We start from the raw sequence: 16,162 nt of genomic DNA on the forward strand, positions 1-16,162 counted from the left end.
GTTTGAAATTTTTTTTACTGGTATTTTGCTTTGTCAATCTAGCTTTAGCACAAGTTTATAAAGGTGAATTGTATTTTTATCATTTGCAAGATAAAGAAATTTTTGCCATAGTTTATGATAATGCACCTATGACTCCACTTTTTGACAGGGATAAAAATCAAACAAGTTCTAGTTTTTTAATTATTGATGATATAAATGGAAATTTAGAGATTCCGCTCGTTAAGACAAATGATTTTTGGCAGGATGAGCGTAAAAAATATAAAATCAATTCTTCTAAAATGCTTACATATGATAATAAAAATTTTCAAGGAGAAAATTTAGGAACAACTACTTTAGAACTTGTTGAAACGCAAGATGGCATTCGTATAAAGCGTAGTCTTGATTTTATAGGTTTTAATGATGATTTTAAAGAATTTCATCCTGTTCATAAGGGTGTATTTAGTTTTGAACAAATTCGCCAAAAACCTATTTTTTTACAAGATGGAAAAATTAGTTTTGAAGAATGGTATTATTTTTATGAAGATGGTATGAGTCGTGCTATTTTAGAGTTAAATAATTTTGTTTATGATATTAATGCTCACGCATTTGTAAAACTAAATGATTTGTATAATACTGAAAATCAAAAATTTCAAAATCTTTTACATGAGAAGCTTAAAAATACATGTGATGAGTGTTTTGAAGATCTGCAAAATCTACAATTTAATAATAATTTTTTGTTTAATAATGGAAAACTAAAAATTTGTTATCTACCTTTTGAAGGTCATTTTTTAGATGAAAATATTTGCGTAGAATTTAACGAAGATGAGCTTAAGGAATTTAAAAAATAATGGAAAAATTAAAAAATTTTTTAAGTTTAAAAAATATAGAAGATACTCAAATTTATAAAGAGCTTAAGTGTGCTAAAAATGAGGCTTTGATTCTTAGAGAACTTTGTAGAAATTATGTCGTTTCTATTTCTTCTATCAATGCCTTTACTTTATTATCGACAATTTTTGGAAATGATAAGTATCTTTATCTTGATGCTTTGGAGGATTTAAAAAAACTTATCGAAAGAGGTTTTGTAAATCAAAATTCGAGTTTTTTTAAAAGTTTAGAAAATAATAAAACTCAAACATTAACTCTTGCCTTATTGCAAAGTGAGCTTAGTCTAAGTGAATATTTTTTAGAATTTTTAGAAGCAAAACCTCGTTTAAACTTTGAGAAACAAGAGGCTTATGCAGATTATTTAGAATATTTAAAAGATGAATTTGTGCGTATTCAATTATACGAAAGATTAAGTTTTATACAAAAAAGTGCTTATAATAGTGAAATAAAAAATCAAATTAAACTTTATGAAAAACATATCAAAGAAAGATTAAAAAAAAGTAAATTTTATAATGTATTGGCTGATATTTTTAAAGAATACAATCTTGAACATAAAGAACAAATTATTTTTCTAGCACTTTTAAAAGAAGAATACGCCTTAAGTAATGAAAGTTCGATTTCTAGAGAAATGAATTCTTTACTTTCTTTAATCAGTGAAAATGATTTAGAAAGGCATAAAAATAAAAAACTATTACAAGAAAATGCTCCTCTTTTAAACTTAATCGAGTATGATGAATATTTAAATGCTTTTGGAGATATTTCTAAAAGTTTTTTTATTATTGATGAAATTTTACAAAGAATTATAAATTTTGAACCAAAACAAAGTAAAAAAATCAAAATTGAAAGTGTTTTAAAAGATCAAGATATTTTCGAGCTTATAGAACCAAGCACTGACATCAATGATATTATTATGCCTGAAAATACAAAAGAGCTTTTAGAAAATATTTTAAAACAACAAGATAAAAAAGTCCTAGAAAGACTTCATTCTTGGGGTATAAAGAGTAATAAAAATATAGAAGCTAAAATTATTTTTTATGGTCCTGCTGGTACTGGAAAAACTATGTCAGCTTTAGCTATGGCTAAATCAATGAAAAAATCTGTTCTTAGTTTTGACTGTTCTAAAATTTTGAGCAAATGGGTTGGAGAGAGTGAACAAAATGTAAGAAAAATTTTTGATACTTATAAAAATATCGTGCAAACTTGCAAACAAAGTCCTATTTTACTTCTCAATGAAGCCGATCAGTTTTTAAGTACGCGTGTAGATGGAAGTAGTGGTAGTGATAAAATGCATAATCAAATGCAAAATATATTCTTAGAGCAAATTGAGCGTTTTAGTGGTGTGATTATCGCTACGACAAATTTTTTAGAAAGCTTAGATAGTGCATTTTCAAGAAGATTTGATTATAAGATAGAATTTAAAAAACCTGATTTTAAAGATAGGCTTAAAATTTGGGAAAAATTTCTACCTAAAAAAGCATTATTTGAAAAAGATTTTGATATAAATATTTTATCAAATTATGAATTAAGTGGAGCACAAATTTTAATGGTGGTGAAGAATACAGCTTTGAAAGTAGCTGTATCACAAGATGGGGTTTTTAAAATGCAAGATTTTATAGAAAGCATACAAAAAGAATTAAATTCAAGTTTTGATAAAAGTAAGATTGTTGGATTTTAACTTTTTTAATGTTTTTGTATAGCGAACTATAAAATAAAACAAAGCTATAATTAAAGCACTCCATTCCCAAAACATAGGAATTTTTGGGGTTAAAAAATAATGATAACTTGCCAAAACTAAGCATAAATATCCTAGTTTTCTGATTTTACTAAGTTTTTTAAAGATTTTAAAAGAACTTAAAAGCATTAAAAATATGATTAAAAATGCGATAAATCCACTTGCTTCTAATAAACGATGTGAAATATCATCGAAAAGCCTTAAAATTTGAGCATTTCTATCAAAAATAAAATAATTTAAAAAGTGCAAAATCGCCCAAAAAGCTGCAAAAATACCTAAAATTTTAGGATAATTTTTTGTTTTTTTAAATTTAAGCAAAGAAAATAAAAGACTTAAATTTAAAAAGATCAAAGCAAATATTCCGGTGTAAATATAGGCTTCTTTTACAAAATCAAAGGCTTTTATGATGCGATAAAAGCCATAGATTAAACTTATGATAAAGCTAAAATAAGCAAGAAATTTAAAGTATTTTGTCTGCATTAAAAATTCACTTTCAAGTCCATGTTTTTATATAAACTTGCTACTTCTTTTTCATAGCCATTAAACATTAAAGTAGGCTTGGTAAAGAAGTCTCCTAAAGCCCTCTCGTTAGCTTGAGACCATCTAGGATGAGAGACATTAGGATTGACATTGGCATAAAAACCATATTCGTTTGGAGCGTAACTTTCCCAAGTGGATTTAGGCTGTTCTTTGGTAAATTCTATTTTAACTATGGATTTAATACTTTTAAAGCCATATTTCCAAGGGACAACAAGGCGTATTGGAGCGCCATTTTGAGGCTTTAAGGCTTTTTTATACATTCCTACTGCAAGCAAGGTAAGAGGATGCATAGCTTCATCCATGCGAAGTCCTTCTACATAAGGATAGTCTATAGTTGGAAATAAAGCGTCTTGATCGGGAAATTGGCTCTTATCTAAAAGAGTGGTGAATTTAACAAATTTTGCCTCGCTTGTAGGTTTTGCCATTTCAATCAAACGACGCAATTCAAAGCCTACCCAAGGTACCACCATAGACCAAGTTTCAACACAGCGAAAACGATAAATTCTTTCTTCTAGCGGGAATTTTAAAATATCCTCCATGCTTAAAGTTAAAGGTTTTTCTATTTCTCCACTGATATCGATTTTCCAATTTTGAGTATTGAAATTTTGTGCCAATGATACAGCCTTTTTTTTATCTGTTGAAAATTCATAAAAATTGACATAATTTGTAGCCAGTTCTTCATCGCTGATTTCAAGTTTGTTTGGATTAGTATCGCTTGTGAAATTTAAAGCAGATAATTTAGAAGCAAGCACGCTTGAACTTATTAAAGCACCTGCTCCAAGTTTTAAAAAATCTCTTCTTTTTTTATATAAATTCTCAGGGGTTATAATCATAATTTTTCCTTGTTAAAAATTTTTATTATTAAAACATAACAAGGATAATGATTATTAAATTTCTTGTAGAATTTTTTCGCAAATTTTTCTAGGGTTATTATCTTTATAAATAGGGCGTCCAACTACTATAAAATCGCTTAAATTTTCTTTAGCCATTGTTAAATTAGCGACGCGTTTTTGATCATCATTTTTCTCTCCAAATGGACGAATTCCTGGAGTGAGAGTTAGGAAATTTCTTTGAGTGTGTTCTTTGATGATTTTACTTTCAAAAACAGAGCATACCATACCATCAAGTCCATTTTCATAGGATATTTTTGAAAAATTAATTACAGCTTCTTCGATTTTTTGTCTATAAATACTAAAGAAATTTTCTTCATCAAAACTCGTAAGAGCAGAAACTGCTAAAACTAAAGGTCTTTTTGAAAATTTGCTAAGCCGTGTCATAACTTCTTGCATAGCTATTTTTCCAGCACTTGCGTGGATATTGATCATATCAACACCAAGTTTTGATATTTCTTCGCAAGCATCTGCCATAGTGTTGGGAATATCATGAATTTTAAGATCAAGAAATATTTTAAAATCATCAACTTTTTTAAGTTCTTCTATGAATTTAAAACCATCTCTTAAATATGCTCTTAAACCTACTTTTAACCATATGTCTAAATTTTTTAATTCTTTAGCAAGTTGCAAGCATTCTTCTTTTGTAGAAAGATCAAGTGCGACACAAAGCTTCATTTTTTAGCCTTTATCAAGGCATCTAAAACTCCATTTATAAATTTTGGAGAATTATCATTAGCAAGTTCTTTAGCAAGTTCTATAGCCTCATTGATAACAATGGCGCTAGGAGTATCGGTAAAAAGTAACTCATAAGCTCCAAGTCTTAGTATAGCTCTTTCTACATGTCCTAAAGCTGTAATTTGATTATCATTTAGAAATGAATTTAAGGTTTCATCAATATTGTTTAAATTGTCTAAAATTCCATGATATAAATTTAAAGTAAAATTTTTTTGTTCATTGCGTATTTTTTTTTCATCTAAAATTTCATCTACAAAAACGTTGTTTTGAGAATTTAATTCAAAAGCATAAAGTAAGGAGATGACGCTTTGGCGAACTTGATGACGCGTTGCCATTAAAGCTCCTTGCTTAAATTTAACATCTCGATTACAGTTGTCATAGCTTCAAAGCCTTTATTGCCTGCTTTGCTTCCAGCTCTTTCTATGGCTTGTTCTATTGTATCTGTAGTTAAAACACCAAAGCTTACAGGGATATTATGATTTAAACTCACATTGGCTATGCCTTTGGTGGTTTCTGCTGAAACATAGTCAAAATGCGGAGTTGAGCCACGAATTACTGCGCCTACGCAACAAATTGCATCAAATTTTTTGCTTTCTATAGCTTTTTTTAACGCATACGGAAGTTCAAAAGCACCAGGAACAAGTATAAGGCTTAGATTTTCCTCTTTGCCTCCGTGTCTTAAAAAAGCATCTTTTGCTCCTTCTACAAGGCGATCTGTGATGATATGATTAAATCTTGCATTAATGATAGCAATTTTTGTATTTGAGTCTAAATTTAATTTTCCTTCAATAATGTTCATTTGTTTTCCTTTATGATATTTTGTATTTCTAGTAATGTATTAACGCAATTTTTAAGGCGTGTAAGATTAAGCATATTAGGTCCATCGCATAAAGCCTCGCAAGGATTAATATGTGTTTCAAAGAAAAAGCCATCTATGCCTACGGCTGCTGCCGCTCTTGCTAAAGGTTCTACAAATTCGCTTTTCCCTCCGCTACTTCCACCTGCAGCCCCTGGCATTTGTACACTATGGGTAGCATCAAAAATAACTGGAGCAAATTCACGCATGATAACTAAAGAACGCATATCTACTACTAGATTTCCATAGCCAAAGCTAGCTCCTCTTTCAGCTACAAAAACACCATTTTTTTGAGCAGCTTCATAGCCTTCATCTTCTATACCACGGGTTTGTAGAACTTTTTTAACGCTGTATTTGATATCGCTTGGGTTTAAAAATTGTCCTTTTTTGATATTAACTTTTGCCTTAGTTTTTGCTGCGGCTACAAGTAAATCGGTTTGACGACATAAAAAAGCAGGAATTTGCAAGACATCAGCTACTTCACTTACAGGGTTTGCTTGATTGCTTTCGTGTATATCGGTTAAGATTTTCATGCCAAATTCATCTTTTACGCTTTGTAAAATTTTTAATCCTTCTTCAAGACCAGGACCTCTAAAAGAATTAATACTTGTGCGATTGGCCTTATCAAAACTTGATTTGAAATAAAATTCTATATTTGGGTTTTCATTAAAATTTTTTAATTGTTCGGCAACTTTAAAAATCAAATCTTTGCTTTCTATCACACAAGGACCAGCAATGAGTATCATTTTTTTCATTTTTTTCCTTTGTTCTTAACTAAAATTAATCCACCAAAAATAATGCCTATTATACCTAAAAAAACCATAGTACTTGGTAAATTATCTCCTAAAATTATCCCAACTATCATACTAAATACCACATCAAGATAACTAACTCCAGCAACTACTCCTGCTTGTTTAGCGATACCATAAGCTTTAGTGACATGAATTTGATAAATGGTGCCTAAAGTTCCCATAATGGCAATGATAAGCCAAGCTGTAAGACTTGGCATCACAAAAGGTGCTAGAATGAAATCTAAATGTAAAGAATCAAGATGCTGTGGTTCAAAAAATTCAGCACTGATCATAGAAATTAAAGGCATTAAGGTTCCTAAAAGGATAAAAGAAAAGGCAATTTGTTCTGTAGTGTAAGATTTTCTAAGTTCTCTTACACTTGTAAGAGCTAAAGCAGCTAAAAATCCACTCGTGATACCTATAACTGAATTTTTTAAATCAAAGCCTGAATGATTTAAATTATGAGCCCAAGGCTGAGCGATTAAAAGTACTCCACCAAATGCTATTAAAATTCCTATCCAGCCTTTGATGCCAATATTTTCTTTAAAAACAACAAAAGCTATTAAAGTAATAAAAATAGGAGCAGTTTTTTGAAAAGCAAAAGCTCCACCTAGTGTAATATTTGAAACATTATAGAAAAACATATATAGTGAAAGCGTGCCTACTACTCCACGAAATACCAAGAGCCAAAAATGTCCCCCTTCTTTATGTGCCTTAGATCGTTTTAAAAGATAGACTATGAAAAAAATTCCTATAATATTTCTAAAAAACATAATTTCTATAGAACTCATTTCCTTGCTAAGAATTTTTGCACAAGCTCCCATAAGTGCAAAGTCCAAACATGCTAAAATCATGAAATAAATTCCTAAATTATGCTTGATTACTTTTAGCATTTTTTTTCCTTGACTAAAATCTGGGTTAATTCTAGTCTTTTTTTGCTTAATATTAAGCCAAATTTTATATAATTTTAAAAATATAATTTTCTAGGAAAAAAATGCAAAGCATCATACTTATAGGTAAGCCAAATGTTGGTAAATCAAGTCTTTTTAATAGAATGGCAAGACAAAGAATAGCTATTACAAGTGATATTTCAGGTACAACTAGAGATACAAATAAAACAGAAATTCATATTCATTCAAAAAAAGCCATGCTTATTGATAGTGGAGGGCTTGATGAAAGTGATGAACTTTTTAAAAATGTGAAAAAAAACACTTTAAAAGTAGCCAAAGAAAGCGATATCATACTTTATCTAGTTGATGGAAAATTAGCGCCTGATGATGAGGATAGACAGTTTTTTTATTCTTTAAAAAAACTTGGAAAACCTATAGCCTTAGTGATTAATAAAGTAGATAATAAAAAAGATGAAGAAAGGGCTTGGGAGTTTGCAAATTTTGGCGTAAAGGAAATCTTTAATCTTTCAGTAACCCATAATGTAGGCTTAGATGAACTTTATGAATGGCTTGAAAAATTTTTACATGAAGAGTTTTTAATCCCCGATGAAGAAGAAAATTTAGAAGATTTTTTAGAGCATTATGAAGAAGGAAAAGAATTTCAATTTAAAGAAGTCGATCAAAATCATATCAGAGTGGGTATTGTAGGGCGTGTAAATGTTGGAAAATCAAGTCTTTTAAATGCTTTGGTTAAACAAGAACGCAGTGTTGTAAGTTCTATCGCAGGAACTACTATAGATCCTGTTAATGAAAGTGTAGTTCATAAAGATAAAGTGATAGAATTTGTTGATACTGCAGGTATTAGAAAAAGGGGTAAAATTCAAGGACTCGAACGCTTTGCCCTAAATCGCACGGAAAAAATTTTATCTCATTCTCAAATAGCACTTTTGGTTTTAGATGCGCATGAGGGCTTTAACGAGCTTGATGAACGCATTGCTGGGCTTGTGGCTAAGCATTATTTGGGTGTGATTATTGTTTTAAATAAATGGGATAAAAGTGAGATGGATTTTGATAAGACTGTAAAAGAATTGCGTCTTGATCGTTTTAAATTTCTAGCTTACGCACCTGTGATTAGTGTATCAGCTTTAAGTGGAAAAAGGGTGCATGTTTTACTCGATAAAATTTTGCAAATTTTTGAAAATTTCACTCAAAAAATCCAAACTTCTAAGCTTAATACTTTGATAGAAAATGCCACAAGAGCACATCCTTTGCCGCATGATTATGGGAAATTGGTTAAAATTTATTATGCAGTACAATATGACTTAGCACCGCCAAAAATTGCACTTATTATGAATCGTCCTAAGGCCTTGCATTTTAGCTATAAGCGTTATTTACAAAATCAAATCAGAAAAGAATTTAATTTCGAAGGTGTGCCTTTAGTGATTGCTTCGCGTAAAAAGGGCAGTAAAGAAAATGATGAAAGCTAAAAATATCGTTTTTATAGGATTTATGGGTTCTGGAAAAAGCACTTTAGCAAGAGCTTTGGCTAAGGATTTAGATCTTGTTTTTTTAGATAGTGATTTTTTAATAGAACAAAAATTTAATCAAAAAATCAGTGAAATTTTCGCACAAAAAGGCGAGATTTTTTTTAGAGAACAAGAGCAAAAAATGGCTGATTTTTTTAGTTCTTGTGAGAAAACTTGTATTGCTACAGGCGGGGGTTTTGTTAATGTTTCAAATTTAGAAAAAGTAGGTTTTTGTATTTATTTAAAAGCAAGTTTTGAATATTTAAAAAAGCGTTTAGACAAAGATGAAATTTCTAAAAGACCTTTATTTTATGATGAAATTAAAGCAAAAAAATTATATAATGAGCGTTTAAGCAAGTATGAACTAAAGGCAAATTTTATTTTAAATATAGAAAATAAAAATATAGATGAGCTTTTAAGCGAGATTAAAAAGGTGGTAAAATGAGAGTATTAACAGGCCTTCAGCCAAGTGGCGATTTGCATATAGGTAATTATTTTGGTGCGATTAAGCAAATGGTAGATGCACAAGAAAAAAGCCAAATGTTTATGTTTATTGCTAATTATCATGCCATGACTTCTTCTCAAGATGGAGAAAAACTTAAACAAAATTCCTTAAAAGCTGCTGCGGCTTTTTTAAGCCTTGGTATAGATCCGCAAAAGAGCGTTTTTTGGTTGCAAAGTGATGTTAAGGAAGTTATGGAGCTTTATTGGATTTTATCGCAATTTACTCCTATGGGTTTATTAGAGCGTGCGCATAGTTATAAGGATAAAGTTGCTAAGGGGCTTAGTGCTTCACACGGACTTTTTTCTTATCCTGTTTTAATGGCAGCAGATATTTTGCTTTTTGATACGCAAATTGTCCCTGTGGGAAAAGATCAAATCCAACATGTTGAAATCGCACGTGATATTGCTTTAAAAGTTAATAATGAATGGGGAGAAATTTTTACCCTTCCAGAAGCAAGAGTGAATGAAGAAGTAGCTGTAGTTGTGGGTACTGATGGAGCAAAAATGAGTAAATCTTATCAAAATACTATAGATATTTTTAGCAGTGAAAAAACCTTAAAAAAACAAATTTCTTCCATAGTAACCGATAGTACCGCTTTAGAAGATCCAAAAGATTTTAAAATCTGCAATGTTTTTAAAATCGCAAAGCTTTTTTTAGATGAATTAGGGCAAAAAGAATTACAAATACGCTATGAAAAAGGTGGTGAGGGTTATGGACATTTTAAAATGTATTTAAACGAGCTTGTAAATGCTTATTTTAAAGAAGCAAGAGAAAAATACAATGAGCTTTTAGAAAAGCCTTCGCATTTGAAAGAAATTTTGGATTTTGGTGCGACTAAAGCAAGAAAAATCGCCCAAGAAAAAATGCAAAAAATTTATGAAAAAATCGGACTTTAAGGAGTAGAAAATGCTAGATTTAAAAAATTTGCAAAATAATTTTGATGAAGTGGCTAAAAAGTTGAAAAATAAAAAAGTTGATGAAAATATCTTAAAAAAACTTGCTGAACTTTTTGCAAGTTTAAAAAAAGAAAAAACAGCTTTAGAAGAATTTCAAGCTTTTCAAAATAAATTCAGTAAAGAGCTTGCTACAGCCGAAGATAAAGAAAGTTTAAAAGCAAAATTAAGCGAAAATAAAAGCAAAATTAATGAGCAAAGCACTAAAGTAAATGCTTTAGAAAATGAGCTTGAAGAAATTGCTCATGCCATCCCAAATATCCCTGATGAGTGTGTGCCTGTGGGTGAAGACGAAGATGAAAATGTGGAGCTTAAAAAAGTTTTAAATCCACCTAGCTTTGATTTTACTCCAAAAGAACATTTTGAATTAGGTGAGAGTTTAAATTGGCTTGATTTTGTGCGTGGGGTAAAAATTTCACAAAGTCGTTTTTGTGTGCTTAAAAACGAAGGAGCTTTATTAAGCCGCGCTTTGGTAAATTATATGATAGATTTTAATAGAAGTCGTGGATTTGAATTTGTTAATGTGCCTTTTTTGGTAAATGGTGCTACTATGTTTGGGACAGGTCAGTTGCCAAAATTTAAAGAAGATATGTATAAGGTAGATGATGAGGATTTGTATTTGATCTCAACTTCTGAAATTCCAGTAACCAATCTTTATAGTGGAGAAATTTTAGCGAGTGAAACTTTACCGATAAAAATGACTTGTTATAGCGCTTGTTTTAGAAAAGAAGCAGGCAGTGCAGGGCGTGATACAAGAGGTATTATAAGACAACACCAGTTTGAAAAAGTAGAGCTTGTAAGTATTACTAAACCTGAGCAAAGTGATAGCGTGTTTAATGAAATGCTTGAGTGTGCAAGTGATTTGCTGAGTTCTTTAGGTTTAGCGCATAGACATTTGATGCTTTGCACTGGAGATTTGGGTTTTAGTGCAGCAAAAACTGTGGATCTTGAAGTGTGGCTTCCAGGACAAAATAAATATCGTGAGATCAGCTCGGTTTCAAATTGTCGTGATTTTCAAGCAAGACGTGCTAAAATTCGCTATAAAAATGAACAAGGAAAAAATGAACTCGTTCACACTCTTAATGGCTCATCTTTGGCAGTAGGAAGAACCTTGGTAGCGATTATGGAAAATTATCAAGATAAAGAAGGAAAAATTCATATTCCTGATGCTTTGAAAAAATATTTTTAAAGAGTATAGATGGCTGAACAAGAAGATATAATACTAGAAAAACCCGAAGATGGCTTAAATCAACCAAGACTTGATGAGAGTTTAGAGGGATTTAAAGGGCAAGAGGGGCAAGCTCCAGAAGATGAAGAATTTGCATCATTGCCAGAAGAATTACCTCAAGAAAATAGTGATAGTGGTTTTAAATTTACAAGAGAAAGTGCGCCTGAAGATGTATCAACTTTTGAAGAAGTTGAAAGTCAAGAGCCTACGCCTTGGTATAAAGATCGTAAGTTTATGTCTCTTGTGGGTTTATCTTTGGGGATTATTTGTATTTTAGTTTTTACACTTTTTTATTTAACTTTTAGTGAAGGAAAAATTAAACCAGATATTATAGCTTCTAAGCCTTTAGAACAACCTGTTGTTATGCCTGATGAATCATATAAATACAATGATATGCAAAGAATTGATGGTATGATCCAAAAAGCAAATGCTTTATATTTAAAGGGTGAAGTTGAACAGGCTTTAAAAGTTTATGAGCAAGTTGCCGTATATAACGAATCTTTATCTAATTATAATTTAGGCGTTTCTCAAATGAATGAGAATAAATTCCAAGAAGCTTTTGAAAGCTTCAAGAAAGCTATAGCCAATGGAGAAAATCAAAGTGTAGCTGCTATCAATGCTGCTGTTTGTGCTTTAAAGCTTAATGATAAGGAAAAATTTAGATATTATATTGATTTAGCTCAAGTGTATCTTCCAAAAGAAGGAAAATCAAAATTATATGATTATTATTTAAGCTTGATTAATTATTACAAAGGATATTACCCTGAGGCTTTACAAATGTTACAAAGAACAGATGTGGAGCCGTATTCTGATGTTGCAAAGTATTTGTCTGCTAAAATTTATGCAAAAATGGACTTTGATTCCAAGGCTATACAGCAATTAAATTCTCAAGGCAATTTTGAATCTAGTTTATCTTTAGGTCTTTTATACGCTAGAATAGGAGAATATGCTAAAGCTAAAGTCGCTTTAAGTACAGCGATGAAAATTGAAAGAGATTTTAATCAAAGTTTAGCGGCTTTAACATTGGTTGATATTAAAACAGGAAATTATCAAGATATGTTAGCGCGCTTACAAAATTCTTATGATAACGATAAAGATAGATATAAGATTTTAGATACTTATAAAATTCAAGTTCGTTTAAATAAGGATCTTTTTAATATAGCAGTTGCTCAAAATTCTTTTTCAAAAGATTTGCTAAAAAAACAAAAAGATCAATTCGATTTGCTTTTTTATTTTGCACCTTATCAGGTTTTTGATAGTAAGCAGGCTGCTTTATATATTAAAAAAGCTAATGTTACAGATTTCGTTGATGATAGTGCTGATGCGGGAGTTTATCTTAATACAAGCAAGGCTCTTTCATCTACCAATGTAAAAATTGCCAATATTATTAACTATGCATTAAATCAGAAGTTACGCCTTGCTAACCAAGAATTTCAAAAACTTATCAAGGATTATCCAGAACATAGTATTTTACATTATAATTTGGCTTTAACCTATGCCCAAATGCAAAATTATGAACTTGCTTATAAGCATTTTTCAAGTTCATATCATCTTAATCCTAAAAATTACTTAGCAGGTGCTTTTGCTATGTTTTGTGCAAAATTAATTGATATTGATACAACTAAACTTTACAATGAAATTCTTGATAATATAGCTGCTGATTCTAATTTTAAAGCTAATATGCAAAAAAGTATGTTGTTTTTAGTTAATAATGATTATATTTCTATGCTTCCTTATTTAGATGAAACAAAAAAAGACACGCCTTTGAGTTTGATTTTTGAAGCTATTGTTGCTAAAAATAATAACCTTAATAATCAAGTAGATGTGAAAATTGCTAAATTGCGTTCAGAGTTGCCTGAAGATATTTTGGCAAATATTTTGTATTTTAATTCTTTAAATTCAAATTTAAATATTAAAGAATATGCTCAAAATGCTCAAATTCATTTTAAAAATTTAAAACTTGATTATCGTAGTGTTTTTGGTGGGCCAAATATAGCTAGGGAATTTTATGTTAATTTAATGCATATTGCAGGGCTTTTAAATTTAGAAAGACAGAAATTTAAAGAGTTGATTAATGTTTCAGGAGCAAAAGATGAGGGTATTTTGCAAACTTTAGCTTATTTGGATATTTTTGCACAGCAATACGAGGAGGCTTATGCGCTTTACAATTCTTTGATTGATGATTATGGAGCTAAAGATACTAAAACTTTATTTTTAGCAGCCGTAGCAGCCGTAGGTGCAAATAATCCAAATTCAGCTATAGCGCTTTTGCAGCTTTCTAAACTTACAGATAAAAATAACAAAGAAAGTAAAGCAGCTCTTGGTATGTTGTATCAAGAAGTAAAGAACTATGAAGCTGCGATATCTCAGTATAAAACTTTACCTAATAATTTTAAGAGTGAATTTTTTACTTTTGATATTAATAACAACTAAAAATGCTTAGAAATTTCTAAGCATTTTTAGTTAAGCTTGAAGATCTAGAGTTTTTCCGCCTAGTTCATCAATGCGATCGCTAACTTTTTTAAGTGCCGCATCTATTGTATCTTGACTGATTTGAGGAAGTTCTCCACCCCACATTTTTTCTGCTTGCTCAAATCCTTTTTTCATACCTTCAAGACCTTTTTTCAATTTTTCAACATCGTCGCCACCGCCTTTAATAACAAAATCCGCGATGCGATTGGCTGTATTTTCCACTCCAAAAAAACCATCTTCACTTACAAGTTGTTGAAGTTCATCTGTATTCATATCAAGTGGATTTTTGCCACTGTAGCCTAAGGATGCAAAATCAATATTTGTAAGTATAGATTTCGCAGTATCTAAATTGGCACCATTTAAAAGACTATCTAGTCCAGTTTGGGCATTGCTCGAACCTATTACAGCATTCATTGTTTGCTGTTGAAACTGAACTAGGTAAATTTGTGTAATGCCCTTTCCACCAAGTGCATTTAATTTTTCAAGGGTATTTTTATCTACATCCTTGCTAGAATTAGCACTTTGAACATTTTTGTCTTTTGTGTTTTCCTTAGCATCATCTGCCTTCTTATTGCTAACTTGTGTTTGTGCCATGCTAGCGATATTTGAAAAAGTATTCACTTGCATATTTGCTCCTTTGTGTGAGGCTTTAATTTATATCGACTTTTGACTTAAAAAATTTATAAGGACATTAAATTCCTTATTTTCAAAGGAATTTAATGTTTTATTGTAGATAATAAGCAATTTGCTCTTTATTGAGAATGCGGATAAGATTGCTAGTACCTTCTACTCCTGTTGGAAAGCCTGCAGTTAGAAGATAGCATTTGTCTTCATCCATAAAACCTTTTTCAACACTTGATCTTACAGAGTCTTTTAATAATTCTGTAAGTTCATTACTTTTGTTAACCAAGATCGCAGGATTAACTCCCCAAACTATACTTAAAGAGTTTAAGGTTTTTTCAGAATGCCCTACTGCTATGATTTCTATATTTGGACGATATCTTGCAATCTTAATAGCAGATTTTCCGCTACTTGTTAAAGAAAAAATAGCATCAGCGTTAAGATCTGTTGCAAGATGAGCTGAAGAACGCATGATTTTATCTGTATTGTCTAAATCATTAAAATCATTAAATTTGTTATATGGATAGCGTTTTTCTGTTTCTATTATAGTTTGGCACATTATATCAACAGCGTTTGCAGGATCTATACCAACGGCGCTTTCTTCACTTAGCATTACTGCATCTGTTCCATCTAAAACAGCATTTGCAACATCTGAAATTTCAGCTCTTGTGGCGGTTTTGCTTTTGGCTAATGAAAAAAGCATCTGAGTTGCAGTAATAACAGGCTTAGAGGCATTGTTTGCTTTTTGTATAATTTCTTTTTGGATATTAGGAACTTTATAATAAGGTACCTCAATACCTAAGTCTCCTCTTGCAACCATTATACCATCGCTAGATTTAATAATCTCATCAATATTTTCTACTGCATCAAATTTTTCAATTTTTGCAAAAATAGATATTTTTGCGTTATTTTGTGCTAAAATTTCACGAACTTCATCAATATCGTGTGCATTTTGTACGAAAGATATTGCTAAAAAATCTACTTCATTTTTTATACCCCAAAGTAAATCATTTTTATCTTTTTGTGTAATAACATCAATATTGATTTTAGTATTCGGAAAATTAATACCTTTATTTGAGTTTAAAAAACCATCATTTTCTATAATGGTTTCAATTTTTTGATTATCTATGCTTACTACTTTAGCACGAATTGATCCATCATATAGATAAATATATTCATCAATTTTTAACATATCTAAAATGGATTTTTGATTGATGCTGATTTTATAATGATTTTGAGCAATCTTCTCCCCTAAAATTGTTTCACGATAAAAATCAAGTCTATCACCCTTTTTTAATTCAAATGGTTCTTTAAGTTCGCCTGTACGAATTTTAGGACCACTAATGTCTTGTAAAATTCCAATACGAGTATGCAATTCTTTAGCTACTCTTCTTATGGTATCTAAGTTTTTTTTATGATACTCATGTGTTCCATGAGAAAAGTTTAAACGGAAAACATTTACACCATTGATAATCATTTGGCGTAGAATTTCTTCCTTTTCACTTGCTGGACCTACTGTGGCTACAATTTTTGTTTTTTTAAGCATGGTAAACTCC

At 30.5% G+C, this 16,162-nt stretch carries 15 protein-coding genes and 1 pseudogene; 7 read left to right on the forward strand and 9 right to left on the reverse strand.

What is annotated here, in order from left to right:
• Positions 1-2: 2 nt before the first annotated feature.
• The gene (locus tag AJ885_RS05775) at positions 3-827 is read left to right on the forward strand and encodes a hypothetical protein (protein ID WP_070210142.1); all 825 of its coding nucleotides are present in this window, start codon (positions 3-5) and stop codon (positions 825-827) included.
• Entirely contained in the window at positions 827-2,539 is a 1,713-nt protein-coding gene (locus AJ885_RS05780; protein WP_002861139.1) for an AAA family ATPase, read from the forward strand. The genes AJ885_RS05775 and AJ885_RS05780 overlap by 1 nt, the downstream gene beginning before the upstream one ends.
• Here AJ885_RS05780 and AJ885_RS05785 read toward each other — a convergent pair.
• The 7 genes and pseudogenes from AJ885_RS05785 to AJ885_RS05815 all read right to left on the reverse strand — a co-directional run bounded on the left by AJ885_RS05785 (position 2,504) and on the right by AJ885_RS05815 (position 7,304).
• Positions 2,504-3,076, reverse strand: coding sequence for a sulfite oxidase heme-binding subunit YedZ (locus AJ885_RS05785; protein ID WP_053872455.1), 573 nt, complete (start codon positions 3,074-3,076; stop codon positions 2,504-2,506). The genes AJ885_RS05780 and AJ885_RS05785 overlap by 36 nt on opposite strands.
• Positions 3,076-3,969 (reverse strand): protein-methionine-sulfoxide reductase catalytic subunit MsrP, encoded by an 894-nt coding sequence (gene msrP, locus AJ885_RS05790; RefSeq protein WP_070210143.1) that lies wholly within the window; start codon positions 3,967-3,969, stop codon positions 3,076-3,078. The genes AJ885_RS05785 and msrP overlap by 1 nt, the downstream gene beginning before the upstream one ends.
• Before the next feature lie 57 nt (positions 3,970-4,026).
• Positions 4,027-4,704 (reverse strand): annotated as a pseudogene (gene pyrF, locus AJ885_RS05795) (orotidine-5'-phosphate decarboxylase); the annotation flags it as partial.
• Entirely contained in the window at positions 4,701-5,099 is a 399-nt protein-coding gene (gene nusB, locus AJ885_RS05800; protein ID WP_002854405.1) for a transcription antitermination factor NusB, read from the reverse strand. The gene nusB and the pseudogene pyrF, both read right to left, overlap by 4 nt.
• Positions 5,099-5,563: a 6,7-dimethyl-8-ribityllumazine synthase gene (gene ribE, locus AJ885_RS05805; protein WP_002854278.1), complete on the reverse strand. Its 465-nt coding sequence runs from the start codon at positions 5,561-5,563 to the stop codon at positions 5,099-5,101. The genes nusB and ribE overlap by 1 nt, the downstream gene beginning before the upstream one ends.
• Positions 5,560-6,375, reverse strand: a complete 816-nt coding sequence (gene kdsA, locus AJ885_RS05810; protein WP_002854449.1) for a 3-deoxy-8-phosphooctulonate synthase — start codon at positions 6,373-6,375, stop codon at positions 5,560-5,562. The genes ribE and kdsA overlap by 4 nt, the downstream gene beginning before the upstream one ends.
• Positions 6,372-7,304 carry a DMT family transporter gene (locus AJ885_RS05815; protein WP_002877515.1) on the reverse strand — a complete coding sequence of 311 codons (933 nt, stop codon included), beginning with the start codon at positions 7,302-7,304 and terminating at the stop codon, positions 6,372-6,374. The genes kdsA and AJ885_RS05815 overlap by 4 nt, the downstream gene beginning before the upstream one ends.
• Positions 7,305-7,405: 101 nt before the next feature.
• Here AJ885_RS05815 and der point away from each other — a divergent pair, with 101 nt between their 5' ends.
• The 5 genes from der to pflB are packed head-to-tail and all read left to right on the forward strand — an operon-like array spanning position 7,406 to position 13,946.
• Complete coding sequence (der, locus tag AJ885_RS05820; RefSeq protein ID WP_002922512.1) at positions 7,406-8,788, forward strand: ribosome biogenesis GTPase Der; 1,383 nt, start codon at positions 7,406-7,408, stop codon at positions 8,786-8,788.
• A complete protein-coding gene (locus tag AJ885_RS05825) occupies positions 8,775-9,272 on the forward strand; it encodes a shikimate kinase (RefSeq protein WP_079264319.1) in 498 nt (165 codons plus the stop codon). Before der ends, AJ885_RS05825 begins: the two co-directional genes overlap by 14 nt.
• Positions 9,269-10,228, forward strand: a complete 960-nt coding sequence (gene trpS / locus AJ885_RS05830) for a tryptophan--tRNA ligase (protein ID WP_044778519.1) — start codon at positions 9,269-9,271, stop codon at positions 10,226-10,228. Before AJ885_RS05825 ends, trpS begins: the two co-directional genes overlap by 4 nt.
• A gap of 10 nt (positions 10,229-10,238) precedes the next feature.
• Complete coding sequence (gene serS / locus AJ885_RS05835; protein WP_002882722.1) at positions 10,239-11,474, forward strand: serine--tRNA ligase; 1,236 nt, start codon at positions 10,239-10,241, stop codon at positions 11,472-11,474.
• A 9-nt stretch (positions 11,475-11,483) separates the two neighbouring features.
• Positions 11,484-13,946, forward strand: a complete 2,463-nt coding sequence (pflB, locus tag AJ885_RS05840; protein WP_044778521.1) for a motility protein PflB — start codon at positions 11,484-11,486, stop codon at positions 13,944-13,946.
• A 30-nt stretch (positions 13,947-13,976) separates the two neighbouring features.
• Here pflB and AJ885_RS05845 read toward each other — a convergent pair whose 3' ends face one another.
• Positions 13,977-14,612 carry a hypothetical protein gene (locus tag AJ885_RS05845; RefSeq protein ID WP_002860276.1) on the reverse strand — a complete coding sequence of 212 codons (636 nt, stop codon included), beginning with the start codon at positions 14,610-14,612 and terminating at the stop codon, positions 13,977-13,979.
• Positions 14,613-14,709: 97 nt separating this feature from the next.
• Complete coding sequence (pyk, locus tag AJ885_RS05850; RefSeq protein ID WP_002865887.1) at positions 14,710-16,152, reverse strand: pyruvate kinase; 1,443 nt, start codon at positions 16,150-16,152, stop codon at positions 14,710-14,712.
• Positions 16,153-16,162 lie beyond the last annotated feature (10 nt).

This window comes from Campylobacter sp. BCW_6464 (assembly GCF_001762775.1).
GTDB lineage: Bacteria > Campylobacterota > Campylobacteria > Campylobacterales > Campylobacteraceae > Campylobacter_D > Campylobacter_D jejuni.